Raw genomic sequence first — 12,195 nt, forward strand, 5'->3', positions numbered from 1 at the left:
AAGAAGGGCATGACGAAGACTGAGAAGCGCATTCGTGGGCTGGCCCAGCTGCTGGTGATCCTGGCAGCGGCCGGCGTGTGGGGTTTCGGCCGCATGAACTGGCTGACCGCGGAGGTCTTCGACGACAAGTCCGGCGAGTCCACCCACGAGCTCGTGGGTGCAGTGTGGGATCCGGCTGGCACGCCGCTGGCGCTGGCGATGATGGCCGCGCTGATCGCGACGATGGCGGTCCCGCCAGTGGTCCGCCGTATCATCGGAGTGCTCATCGCACTGCTGTTCGCTGGCGCGAGCTTCCGAGCCGTGCAGCTCGTGGGTGCGGAGCCGGATCTCTACCGTGCCCAGCAGCTGCTGCGCTCTGGCGTGGCCACGCAGAATTCCAGCAACCCCGAGCAGATCTCCGCCTGGGCCCAGGTGGTGTCCGCGGAAGTGCACAACCTGCCCGTCCTGCTCACCGTCATCGTCGCCATTCTCGGCGTGTGTGGCGGAGTGATCCTCGCGATGAAGCCCGGGGGCTCGGACAGTGGCTATAGCCGCTATGAGACCCCGGAACGTCGGCGCGAGGGAGCCAAGCAAGACCTGACGGAAAACCCGGATTCCGGCCGGGTGCTGTGGGACGCCCTGGATGCGGGAGTGGACCCCACGGACGACGAACGGACGTAGCCGGTACCACCCGGGGTGGCAGGATTTCGTGCCAGCGCGACGCGTAGATAATGTTGTGACCATCGACACAGCGATCGTGAAAGGTTAGGCCGACATGGCAACAGTGTTGGATGAGATCATCGCCGGAGTTCTCGAGGACCAGGCTCGCCGTGAAGCGGAGGTGCCGCTGGCGGAGATCAAGGCCCGTGCACTGGACGCCCCGCCCGCGCTCGACGCGCTGGCTGCTCTCTCCGGTCCGGATGTGAGCGTTATCGCTGAGGTCAAGCGCTCCAGCCCCTCGAAGGGAGCGCTGGCCGCGATCCCAGAGCCGGAGGTGCTGGCTAAGGCCTATGCCAAGAATGGTGCCGCAGTCATCAGCTGCCTGACCGAGGAACGCCGCTTCAACGGCTCCCTGGCCGACTTCGACGCTGTGCGCGCAAACGTGGATATCCCGCTGCTGCGCAAGGACTTCATCGTCAACCCGTACCAGATCTACGAGGCACGGGCCCACGGCGCGGACGTCATCCTCCTCATCGTTGCCGCCCTCGAGCAGGAGCGGCTGACCGGGCTCCTGGAGTGCGCCGAGTCGCTGGGGATGACCGCCCTCGTCGAGGTCCACACGGAGGACGAGGTCGAGCGTGCGGTCGCTGCCGGCGCCAAGGTTATTGGCGTCAACGCCCGTAACCTCAAGACCCTCGAGGTCGATATGTCCGTCTTCGGGCGCATCGCCCCGCTGATCCCGGATCACATCGTGAAGATCGCGGAATCCGGTGTGCGCGATAAGCACGACCTGATCGAGTACGCCCGCCACGGCGCAAACGCTGTCCTCGTGGGCGAGGGGCTCGTGACCGCCGACGACCCGGGTGCGGCCGCCAAGGCCCTCGTGGTGGCGGGCCAGCACCCGGCGTGCCCGACCGGCTCCAAGCAAAACGCATAATCCCAGCCAGGTAAGTTGGAACTCGTGAGTAATAACAAGAAAAGCCCAGCACAAGCACTTCCCACCGCCGGCGAAGTGATCGGCACCGCGACCCACCACGAGCCCGATAATCTCGGGCAGTGGGGCGACTTCGGTGGCCGTTATATCCCAGAGGCCCTCATGGCCGTGATCGATGAGATCACCGATGCCTGGGGGAAGGCGAAGACCGATCCGGAGTACCTGGATACGCTCGACGATCTGCACCGCAACTACTCGGGCCGACCGTCCCCGCTGTACTACGCAGAGCGATTCTCCAAGCACGTGGGTGCAGAGGTGTGGCTCAAGCGTGAAGACCTCAACCACACGGGTTCCCACAAGATCAATAACGTGCTCGGCCAGGCCCTGCTAGCCAAGCGCATGGGCAAGACCCGCGTGATCGCTGAGACGGGCGCCGGCCAGCACGGCGTCGCAACCGCCACCGCGTGTGCCCTGCTCGGCCTGGAATGTCGCATCTACATGGGTGCAGTGGACGCCCAGCGCCAGGCGATGAACGTCGCCCGGATGAAGCTGCTGGGAGCGGAAGTCGTGGAGATCGAGCTCGGCTCCGCCACGCTGAAGGACGCGATTAACGAGGCCATGCGCTACTGGGTGGCCAACGCGGACGACACTTATTACTGCTTCGGCACCGCCGCCGGCCCGCACCCATTCCCGCAGATGGTGCGCGACCTGCAGCGCATCATCGGCACCGAGGCCCGCGAGCAGATCCTTCAGGGCGCTGGTCGCCTCCCAGACGCCGTCGTGGCCTGCGTGGGCGGTGGCTCGAACGCCATCGGTCTGTTCCACCGGTTCATCGAGGACGAGTCCGTCGCGCTGATCGGCGCCGAGGCCGCGGGCGACGGCATGGACACCGGCCGTCACGCAGCACCCATCAACATGGGTCGCCAGGGCGTGTTCCAGGGCTCCTACTCCGACCTGATGGAGGACGAGGACGGCCAGATCATCCCGTCGCACTCCATCTCCGCCGGGCTCGATTACCCGGGTGTGGGCCCTGAGCACTCCGCACTGCACGCCGAGGGGCGCGCGGAATACTTCGCCATCACCGATGCCGAGGCCATGGAGGCCTTCCGCCTGCTGACCCGCTTGGAGGGCATCCTGCCGGCCATCGAGTCCGCCCACGGTGTGGCCGCTGCTATCAAGTACGCCGAGCGCGAGGATAACCCGTTGATCATCGTCAACGTCTCCGGCCGCGGCGATAAGGACGTCGCGACCGCCGCGAAGTGGTTCGCGAAGGAGGGTAACTAAATGAGCCGTTTGGAGCAGATTTTTAAGGACGCCAAGGCCGAGGGGAGGGCGGCGTTCGTCGCCTACTACCCGGCAGGTTTCCCGACGGTGGAGGAGTCCGTCGAGAACATCATCGAGCTGTCCAAGCACGCGGATCTCATCGAGGTGGGCATCCCGTTCACGGACCCGATGATGGACGGCCCAACCATCCAGCACGCCGCGGATATCGCCCTGGAGAATGGCTTCAAGGTCAAGGACACCATCGAGGTCGTTCGCCGGGCCACCGAAGCCGGCGCGAACTGCGTGGTCATGACCTACTGGAACCCGGTGCTGCAGTACGGCCCGGAGCGCTTCGCCGCCGAGTTCGCTGAGGCCGGTGGGCTGGGCAGCATCATCCCGGACCTGCTTCCGGAGATGGCTGGCCGCTGGAAGGCCGCCTGCGATGAGCACGACCTGGATCCGGTCTACCTGGCGGCCCAGTCGACCACGATGGAGCGGTTGGAGATGACCGCGAACGCCGGTGGCGGCTTCATCTACGCGGCTTCCCACATGGGTGTCACCGGCGCCCAGGACGAGGTCGACAAGGGGGCCCAGGAGCTCGTGGAGCGCTGCCGCAAGGTCACCGACCTGCCGGTGGCCGTCGGGCTGGGCGTTCGCGACGGCAAGCAGGCCGCGCAGATCGCAGCCTTCGCCGACGGCGTGATCGTGGGCTCAGCCCTCATCAACGCCACGGAGCAGGGCACCCTGATGGAGGTCGCAGCAGATCTGGCCGCCGGCGTGCGCGCCAAGGCGTAGGGGAGTAGCCACGCATGATGGGTGCGACGGACACCATGCTGCTCGCCGCGATTCCTTCGCCCCCGCAGGGCGTGTGGTACCTGGGCAGCTTCCCGCTGCGTGCCTACGCCCTGTGCATCCTCACGGGCATCGTCGTGGCGTACTTCTGGTCGCGGAAGCGCTACGCCGATCGTGGCGGTGACCCGGAAGTCGTGGTCGACGCGCTGCTCGTCGCCGTACCCGCGGGCATCATCGGCGGGCGGATTTATCACGTCATCACCGACCACGATAAGTATTTCGGGCCGGGGAAGAACCCCGTTGACGCGCTGAAGATCACCAACGGTGGCCTCGGCATCTGGGGCGCGGTGATCCTGGGTGGGGTGGCCGTGGCGCTGCTGTTTAAGTTCAAGCGTCTCCCACTGATGCCCTTCGCGGACGCCATCGCGCCCACCATCCTGCTGGCACAGGCCATCGGCCGGTTGGGCAACTGGTTCAACCAGGAGCTCTACGGCGGTCCCGCTGACGGCCCGCTGGCCCTGGAGATCTACCGCCGCGTCGACGAATCCGGGTACCTCGCGCCCGTCACGGGGCGTTCCACCGGGGAGGTCATCGCCACCGTCCAGCCCACCTTCCTCTACGAGATGCTGTGGAACATCCTCATCGTCTGCCTGCTGGTCTACATCGACCGCACCCGCCGGCTGGGTGGCGGCAGGGTGTTCATGCTCTACGTGGCTGGCTACACCCTGGGTCGCTTCTTCATTGAGATGATGCGCACCGATCCGGCGACGACGGTCTTCGGGGACGTCCGCATCAACGTGGTGGTCTCTGCCGTGGCGTTTGTGTCGGCTGCCATCTTGTTCTGGGCGACCCGGAACCGACGTCGGGAAACTCCCGAGTACGTCCGCGGCAACGCCGAACTTTCTGCCGCGTCGGAGTAAAAACACGCCCCAATTACCCCTTATGTAGCGGGGGTAGGCTGCTCCTGGCTATTCTGGGGAGCTGTGAGCAGAAGAACAAAAATCGTATGTACGCTCGGCCCGGCTGTGGCCGATAAGGATTCGATTCGCGGGCTGATCGACGCGGGCATGAATGTCGCGCGTCTGAACTTTTCCCATGGGGAACACGCTGATCATCAGCAGAATTACCAGTGGGTCCGCGACGCCTCGGCGGAGACCGGCAAGCCGGTCGGCATCCTCGCCGACCTGCAGGGCCCGAAGATCCGCCTGGGCCGTTTTGCCGAAGACAAGACCTACTGGGCGACCGGCGAGACCGTCCGCATCACCGTGGAGGACATCGAGGGCACCCACGACCGCGTCTCCACCACGTACAAGGGCCTTGCCCGGGACGCCCAGCCGGGCGACCGCCTGCTCGTCGACGACGGCAAGGTCGCGCTGATCTGCAAGGCTGTCGAGGACGACGACGTGGTCTGCGAGGTCGTCGAGGGCGGCCCGGTCTCCAACAACAAGGGTGTGTCCCTGCCGGGGATGAACATCTCTGTGCCGGCGCTGAGCGAGAAGGACCGCGAGGACCTTCGCTTCGCCCTGAAGATGGGCGTGGACTTCATCGCGCTGTCCTTCGTCCGCTCCCCGGCGGACGTTGAGCTTGTCCACGAGATCATGGACGAGGTCGGCCGCCGCGTGCCGGTCATCGCGAAGCTGGAGAAGCCGGAGGCCGTCGACGCGCTGGAGCCGATCATCCTGGCCTTCGACGCGATCATGGTCGCCCGCGGTGACCTGGGTGTGGAGGTGCCGCTGGAGGACGTCCCGCTGGTTCAGAAGCGCGCCATCCAGATCGCCCGCGAGAACGCCAAGCCGGTGATTGTGGCGACCCAGATGCTGGACTCCATGATCGAGAACTCCCGTCCGACCCGCGCGGAGGCCTCCGACGTGGCCAACGCCGTGCTCGACGGTGCGGATGCGGTCATGCTGTCCGGCGAGACTTCCGTGGGTAAGCACCCGATTGCGACGGTGGAGACGATGTCCCGCATCGTCGTTGCCGCCGAGGACGACGGCGAGGCCCCACCCCTGACGCACCGCCCGCGCACCCGCCGCGGCGTGATCTCCTACGCGGCGAAGGACATCGGCGAGCGTCTCAACGCGCGCGCCCTGGTGGCCTTCACCTCCTCTGGGGATACCGCCAAGCGCGTGGCGCGCCTGCGCAGCTACCTGCCGCTGCTGGTGTTCACGCCTTCGCAGGATGTGCGCAACCAGCTGTCGCTGACCTGGGGCACCGAGACGCTGCTCACCAATGACGTCGACTCCACCGATGACATGATGCGCGTGGTGGACGAGTCCCTGCTCAGCAAGAAGAACTACAACTACGATGACCTCGTCGTGGTCACCGCGGGCTCCCCGCCGGGGATTCCGGGCAACACGAACATGATCCAGGTGCACATGCTGGGTCAGGAGCGCCGCCGCTAGGCAGAGCGCGCGAGTGAAAAAGGGGCCGGGTGTCTCGCTAATGAAGCGAGCTCCGGCCCTTTCGCTGTGCTTAGCGCGGGTGGGGCAAAGCAGGTGGAGCGAATACTGCGGTGCGGGCGCCGCAGGAGGGGGCAACCCCAGGTGGCCTAGACCCCCAGGTAGCCCAGCACTGCTGCGGCGGCGGCCTTGATGCCGGTGTGCACGGACCCCTTCGCCGGGGCGAAGTCGCTGGCGTGGTTCCCCGGCGCCGGGGTGGCTGCGTCCCACTGCTCGGTGGGGGTCACCCCGACCGTCCAGAACAGGTACGGGCAGCCGAAGTGGCGGGGGATCTCGGAGAAGTCCTCGGAGGCGGTCCACCGCTCGGAGTCCTGCGACTGGCCGCCGAAGACCTCGTCGAAGTACGGGCGGACCGTGCGGAAGAGCTCCGGGTCGTTATCGGTCAGCTCGCCGCGGGCGGAGTACTCGATGGTCGGCTCGCCGGTGACCCCGGAGGCCAGGCACTCGCCGCGGATGACCCGCTCGATGGCCTCGTAGGTGCGGTCGCGCACCTCGGTGTTGTAGAAGCGGCAGTTCAGCACCAGCTTCGCCTCGCTGGGGATGGTGTTATTCGTGTGCCCGGCGATGAGCGAGCCCACGGAGATCACCGCGAAGTCGTTCGGGTCCACCTCGCGGCCCACGATGCCCTGCAGGCGCACGACGATCATCGCCGCGACGTAGCTGGGGTCCAGGCCCAGGTGCGGGGAGGAGGCATGCGCGGACAGGCCGGGGATCGTCACGGTGATGGTGTCGCACGCCGCGAGCACGGGGCCTGCGGCGGTGTAGACCGTCCCCTGGGGGCCTGCGACCACGTGCTGGCCGAAACAGACATCTGGGCGGGGGATCACGTCGGCAAGCCCGTCCTTGATCATGTTGTTCGCGCCCTGGGTGACCTCCTCGGCGGGCTGGAACAGGGCGATGAAGGTGCCCGCCCACGCCTCGCGGTGGGCGTCCATGACGGCGCAGAGCCCCAGCAGGGAGGAGGTGTGGACGTCGTGCCCGCAGGCGTGCATCACACCGTCCACGGTGGAGGCATAGGGCAGCCCGGTGGTCTCCCGCACGGGCAGGGCGTCGAAGTCGGCGCGCATCAGGGCGGTGGGACCCTCACCGTTGCGGAAGATGGCGACGATGCCGTGGCCGCCGATCCCGGTGGTGACCTCGCAGTCGAAGTGGGCGAGCTTCTCCGCGATCGCGTGTGCCGTGTGCTCCTCCTGGAGGGAGAGCTCGGGGTGGGCGTGCATCCACTCGTAGAACTCCTGGGTCCACCCCAGATCACTCCCGGGGCCGGAGCCCAGGGAGTTGATCAGCTCCGCGATCGCCTCTGGTGCGGCCTGGGCGGGGGAGGTGGACTCGGATGCAGACATGCGAAAACTTCCTTTCTTCAGCGTTCAGCCTTCAGCCGTGCGTGACTGCGGCGCGGCACCTGCGAGGTAGCGGTGCTGCCCGCTGCTAGCGGATCGCCGGGTTGTACTTCAGCTTGTTGGGGGCGTGCTCGATGTCCTCGCCGAGCTTGATTCCCGGCGCCAGGCGCCCCGCGGCCTGTGCGGCTTCCAGGCGGTGAAGCACCAGTTCGCAAAGCTCCTGCGGGGTGATGGTGTTGATGTAGATCTTCGTGCCGCCCTCGAAGCCCGCGAGGGTGGACACACGCCACTTAATGACGATGCGCCACGGCATCGGCACGTCCACGTCCATCGGCCGGTGCAACCACTCCTCGTTGCACGGGATCGAGGGGCCACTGGCGATGTGGCAGGCGTGCACCAGGTCGGCGACACCGGCGCGCTCCTCGGGCGTCATCAGCCACGGCTCGGTGGTGGCGGACTTGGAGAAGACCTCCAGGGTCGGCCAGCGGTGCCCGAAGCCGGCGAAGGCGATGGCGTGCTCGTTTTCGGCGAAGACGAGGTTGTGGCGGGCGGCGTAGTCCACGGCCCACTCGTTGTACATATTCGGGTTGTTGCGGACCAGGGAGATCTCCCAGTCGTTCTGCAGCCCGTGCTCGTCAATAGCCACGAGCTGCTTGTGCAGGTGCTCCATCGTCGCACCAGAGGGCTCCAGCCAGTTCTGGAAGGCCGCGACGTAGCGGACGTAACGGTTCGCGCGGTAGAGCTGGTCCATCCCGTCGACCGTGAACTCGATGAACAGGCGGTGGTCCTCCCAGCTCATCTCGCCGGAGGACGCCAGCTGGTCCGTTGTCTTCGCCCCGGGGACGTAGTGGTCGCGCGCGATGACGACGTCGTGGCCGCCGGCGAAGAGTGCCGCACCCATCTCGTGGAGCGTTTGGTAGCGGCGCTCCTCGGTGAACAGCTCGTCGATCTCCGCCTTCGGGGTGCCTGCCGCGGCGAGTTTGACGCGCAGGATGTTTTCGACGTGCTCGCAGCCGGCTTCCTCTCTGAGGTAGTCGGTCATGTGCTTCGCTGCGGCGGGGTTCATGCGGTAGCCGTAGTTCAGCGCCCAGTAGTCGTAGGTGAGGATCTCGTAGAGGTTCGCCACGCGACGGAAGAGCGGTTCGCTGTCCTCCAGCTTGCTGGCGACGACGCCGCGGTCGATGCGCACTTCGCCGTTGATGTCCCGGACCATGCGGGCCTTTTCCGGGGGAGTGTCGAGCTTGCGGGCGATGCCGAAGTCGCTGGCCCGGTCGCGGTCAGCGATGGGCTCCTTGGCCAGCTGATAGGGCTCCATGGGGCGGTGACCACGGCCGGGGACAGTCCACACCTCGGTGCCGGAGAAAGGATTGACCTGCTTGATCGTCCCGTCGGGGAGCGTCGTCAGCGGGGGAACCGGGGCCGGGATGCGTCCTGAATTAGCAATCACACCTGCCGATCCTAGCTAATCAATCAGCAAAGCTGCCATACTTGGGCGCATGCCAAAGATTAGTTTTAGGATCTTGTCCACCGCTGCCCAGCGCGACGAGATCGAGCAGGATTTCCGCACCCTCATCGACTCTTTCGGGCCCCGCCTCGACGCGGAACTGGCGGTGAAGACCGGCCTGACCCCGGACCCTGAGCTGGAGACCACCTGGGTGGAACTTTTCGGTGAGACCTCGGAGGACGACCCGACCACGGGAACCACCCTGGACGTCGCCGTCGCGAACTACGAGGGCGGGTCGATTTCCGGGCTGGCGATGCAGTTCGCACACCTGCTCACCGTGATTGAGGATGAGCCCGCCGAGCCGCTGCTGCGCGAGGTGAAGGACGACCCGGGCACCCCGCGGGTGCCGTGGCACCTCGAGGTCGCCCCGTAGCGGCCAGGCTGTAGAAAACCATGTTTGGAGCGCTCACCCCGTCGCCCAAGAAGGCTAGAGCGCTCACCCGCGGGGAGCACACCCCGAAAGCGAATGAGCGCTCGTGCCTAGCGAAGCCTCTAGCTCCTAGAGCAGGCTGGAGAGGAACTCCTGGGTGCGGGGGTGCTGGGGGTTATTGATGAGGTCCTCGGCAGGGCCCTTCTCCACGATCACGCCGCCGTCCATGAAGGCCACCTCGTCGGCGACCTCGCGGGCAAAACCCATCTCGTGGGTGACGACCAGCATCGTCATCCCGTCGTCAGCCAGGGAGCGCATGACGCCCAGCACCTCGCCGACGAGCTCCGGGTCCAGGGCGGAGGTTGGCTCGTCGAAGAGCATCAACTTCGGGCGCATCGCCAGGGCGCGCGCGATGGCCACGCGCTGCTGCTGACCACCGGAGAGCTGCACCGGGTACGCGTCCCGCTTGTTGGCCAGCCCGACCTGCTCCAACAGGGTCATGGCGTAACCGGTGGCGGTTTCCTTGTCCTCGCCGTTGACCAGCACCGGAGCCTCGATGATGTTCTCGAGCACCGTGCGGTGGGGGAAGAGGTTGAAGTGTTGGAAGACCATCCCGATGCCGCGGCGCTGCTTGGCTGCCGCTGCTTCCGAGATCTCGTACAGGGTGCCGTTTTTTTCCTGGTAGCCGATGAGCTCGCCATCGACCTCGATCCGGCCAGCGGTGACCTTCTCCAGGTGGTTGACGCAACGCAACAGCGTGGACTTACCGGATCCCGAGGGTCCGATCAGGCAGGTCACCGACCCCTTAGGGATCTCAAGGTCGATGCCCTTGAGCACGTCGAGGCGGCCGTAGTTCTTCCACACATCGCGGAAAGCAATCATGGGGACGTTCATCGATCATTCTCCGTAACGCTGTCGTCGTCCTTGATGGAAATATTGCGCGGCGGCACGCCTTCCGCATCGGTGAAGGCGGCGAGCTGGCGGGAAGTCAGCTGGCGGGAGGACCCGCGCGAGAAGTAGCGCTCCAGGTAGTGCTGGCCCACCATCAGCACGCTGGTGATCACCAGGTACCAGCTGGCCGCCACGAGCAGCAGCGGGACCGGCTGGAAGATGCTGTTGGAGATGTCCGTCGCCTTGCCGAAGAGCTCGCCGGAGTACGGCACCACGATGACCAGGGAGGTCGTCTTCAGCATGCTGATCAGCTCATTGCCGGTCGGCGGGATGATGATGCGCATCGCCTGGGGCAGCACGGTGCGGCGCATGTTCTGCCACCAGGTCATGCCGAGTGCCTTGGAGGCCTCGGACTGGCCTTCTGGGACGGCCTGGATGCCCGCGCGGACGATCTCGGCCATGTAGGCGGCCTCGTTGAGGCCCAGGCCGATGACGGCGAGCCAGAACATGTTGGACAGGAAGTCCTGCATGTCGATCTCCGCGATGCCGATGTTGACGACCTGGTAGATCGAGCCCAGCAGGCCCCAGAACATCAGCTGCACGTAAACCGGGGTGCCACGGAAGACCCACAGGAACAGCCAGGACACACCGCGCAGCACGCCGTTGGGGGACATGCGCAGCACGGCGATGATGGAGCCCAGCACCACGCCGAGGATCATGGCCAGCACCGTCAGCAGGATGGTGTGGCCTGCGGCGACGGCGATGCGGGTGTCGAAGATGTACTGCCGGTAGGTGTCCCAGCCATAGGCCTCGTTGCCTGCGGCGCTGATGACGAACCACGCCAGCAGGATAACGAGCACGGCGGCGGTGATCCAGCGGCCGGGGTGGCGCAGCGGGACGGCCTTGTTGGACGACGGCCGGCGGCGTGGCTCGTCGGAAATCACGGTTGTCCGGGAGCTGTTGTTAGCGGTGCTCACGGCGCCTCCTGTTCATCGTGCGGTTGGTGCCCCGGCGCTTACGGTGGCCGGTGGCGGCGGGCAGCTGGTTGTGTCGCTGGCGGGCCTGGGGCAGTGGCTTCAGGTTGAAGGTCACCTCGTCTAGGGCGCCTTCCTCCAGGCCCCAGGGCTCGAGGATCTTCTCATAGGTGCCATCGTCCATCATGTCCTGCAGGGCCGCGGCGAAGGCGTGGCCCAGTTCGGAGCCCTTCGGGAAGGCCCAGCCGAATGGGGCGGTATCGAAGGCTTCGCCGACCTGGACGAGCTTGTCCTCCGAGCGCTGAATGGCGTAGGCGATGACGGAGGAATCCGAGCTATAGGCGTCGGCACGCTTGAGGATCGTGGCGGTCGCGGCGGCGTCGGCGGTGGGGTAGACCAGCTTGTCGATCGCTGGCTTCCCATCCTCGATGCAAGCCTGGCTCTTCTCCTCGACCTCGTCCGTGTCCGAGTAGGTGCCCTTCTGCACCGCGACGGTCAAGCCGCAGGCGTTGTCCGGGTCAATGCTGTTCTCCCGGCCCGGCTGGGTTGCCCAGGCGATACCGGCGCTGAAGAAGTCCACGAAGTCGTAGGTCTTTTGGCGCTCCTCGGTGTCGGTGAAGGCGGAGGCGCCGACGTCGATGGTGCCGGCGGAGACCGCGGGCAGGATGAGGTTGAAGTCCATCTGGCGCGGAACCACGTCGAGGCCCAGCTTCGAACCAGCCGCCCGAACCAGATCCATCTCGAATCCGATGATCTTGCCCTGCGAGTCCTTGAACTCATTGGGGGCGTACGGGGTGTTCGCTGCTGCCGACAGGGTGCCCTTGTCCTGGAACTTCTGGGGCACCATGTCGACTAGTTCCGGTTTGGCCGGGGGAAGGATCTCCTCCCAGCCATCGGGGTTGCCGAGCTCTTCATTCGTCACGCACCCGGTGAGGACGAGGGTCGCCGTGGCGAGGATCGCCGCCACAGCAGACCGGTGTTTCGGGTGATTGTTCATGCGGGCAATATTAACGGATGGCCAGCTGGCCT

12 protein-coding genes are annotated in these 12,195 nt (G+C 66.1%); 7 read left to right on the forward strand and 5 right to left on the reverse strand.

What is annotated here, in order from left to right; all coding sequences use genetic code 11:
• The first annotated feature begins 9 nt into the window (after positions 1-9).
• The 6 genes from HMPREF3088_RS02010 (at position 10) to pyk (ending at position 6,030) form a co-directional block, all read left to right on the forward strand.
• Positions 10-660: a TIGR02234 family membrane protein gene (locus tag HMPREF3088_RS02010; RefSeq protein WP_070758076.1), complete on the forward strand. Its 651-nt coding sequence runs from the start codon at positions 10-12 to the stop codon at positions 658-660.
• 94 nt (positions 661-754) lie between these two features.
• Positions 755-1,576, forward strand: a complete 822-nt coding sequence (trpC, locus tag HMPREF3088_RS02015) for an indole-3-glycerol phosphate synthase TrpC (protein WP_070758079.1) — start codon at positions 755-757, stop codon at positions 1,574-1,576.
• 24 nt (positions 1,577-1,600) lie between these two features.
• Entirely contained in the window at positions 1,601-2,857 is a 1,257-nt protein-coding gene (gene trpB, locus HMPREF3088_RS02020; RefSeq protein ID WP_070758081.1) for a tryptophan synthase subunit beta, read from the forward strand.
• A complete protein-coding gene (gene trpA / locus HMPREF3088_RS02025; RefSeq protein WP_070758083.1) occupies positions 2,858-3,631 on the forward strand; it encodes a tryptophan synthase subunit alpha in 774 nt (257 codons plus the stop codon).
• 14 nt (positions 3,632-3,645) lie between these two features.
• The gene (gene lgt / locus HMPREF3088_RS02030) at positions 3,646-4,548 is read left to right on the forward strand and encodes a prolipoprotein diacylglyceryl transferase (protein WP_070758084.1); all 903 of its coding nucleotides are present in this window, start codon (positions 3,646-3,648) and stop codon (positions 4,546-4,548) included.
• Between the two features lie 63 nt (positions 4,549-4,611).
• Entirely contained in the window at positions 4,612-6,030 is a 1,419-nt protein-coding gene (gene pyk, locus HMPREF3088_RS02035; protein WP_070758086.1) for a pyruvate kinase, read from the forward strand.
• Between the two features lie 146 nt (positions 6,031-6,176).
• Here pyk and HMPREF3088_RS02040 read toward each other — a convergent pair whose 3' ends face one another.
• Together HMPREF3088_RS02040 and HMPREF3088_RS02045 are read right to left on the reverse strand one after the other, a co-directional pair.
• The gene (locus HMPREF3088_RS02040; RefSeq protein WP_070758088.1) at positions 6,177-7,430 is read right to left on the reverse strand and encodes an amidohydrolase; all 1,254 of its coding nucleotides are present in this window, start codon (positions 7,428-7,430) and stop codon (positions 6,177-6,179) included.
• Between the two features lie 85 nt (positions 7,431-7,515).
• Positions 7,516-8,874, reverse strand: coding sequence for a DUF4921 family protein (locus tag HMPREF3088_RS02045; RefSeq protein WP_070758090.1), 1,359 nt, complete (start codon positions 8,872-8,874; stop codon positions 7,516-7,518).
• A gap of 49 nt (positions 8,875-8,923) precedes the next feature.
• Here HMPREF3088_RS02045 and HMPREF3088_RS02050 point away from each other — a divergent pair, with 49 nt between their 5' ends.
• The gene (locus HMPREF3088_RS02050; RefSeq protein ID WP_070758092.1) at positions 8,924-9,304 is read left to right on the forward strand and encodes a hypothetical protein; all 381 of its coding nucleotides are present in this window, start codon (positions 8,924-8,926) and stop codon (positions 9,302-9,304) included.
• A gap of 126 nt (positions 9,305-9,430) precedes the next feature.
• On the opposite strand, the gene HMPREF3088_RS02055 is transcribed toward HMPREF3088_RS02050, so the two are convergent.
• From HMPREF3088_RS02055 to HMPREF3088_RS02065, 3 genes are read right to left on the reverse strand one after another with little or no spacing between them, the layout of a single operon-like run.
• Positions 9,431-10,195: an amino acid ABC transporter ATP-binding protein gene (locus HMPREF3088_RS02055; RefSeq protein WP_070758094.1), complete on the reverse strand. Its 765-nt coding sequence runs from the start codon at positions 10,193-10,195 to the stop codon at positions 9,431-9,433.
• Entirely contained in the window at positions 10,192-11,136 is a 945-nt protein-coding gene (locus HMPREF3088_RS02060; RefSeq protein WP_070758191.1) for an amino acid ABC transporter permease, read from the reverse strand. Before HMPREF3088_RS02060 ends, HMPREF3088_RS02055 begins: the two co-directional genes overlap by 4 nt.
• A gap of 19 nt (positions 11,137-11,155) precedes the next feature.
• Positions 11,156-12,163: an ABC transporter substrate-binding protein gene (locus HMPREF3088_RS02065; RefSeq protein ID WP_070758096.1), complete on the reverse strand. Its 1,008-nt coding sequence runs from the start codon at positions 12,161-12,163 to the stop codon at positions 11,156-11,158.
• Positions 12,164-12,195: the final 32 nt, after the last annotated feature.

This window comes from Corynebacterium sp. HMSC22B11 (assembly GCF_001815965.1).
GTDB lineage: Bacteria > Actinomycetota > Actinomycetes > Mycobacteriales > Mycobacteriaceae > Corynebacterium.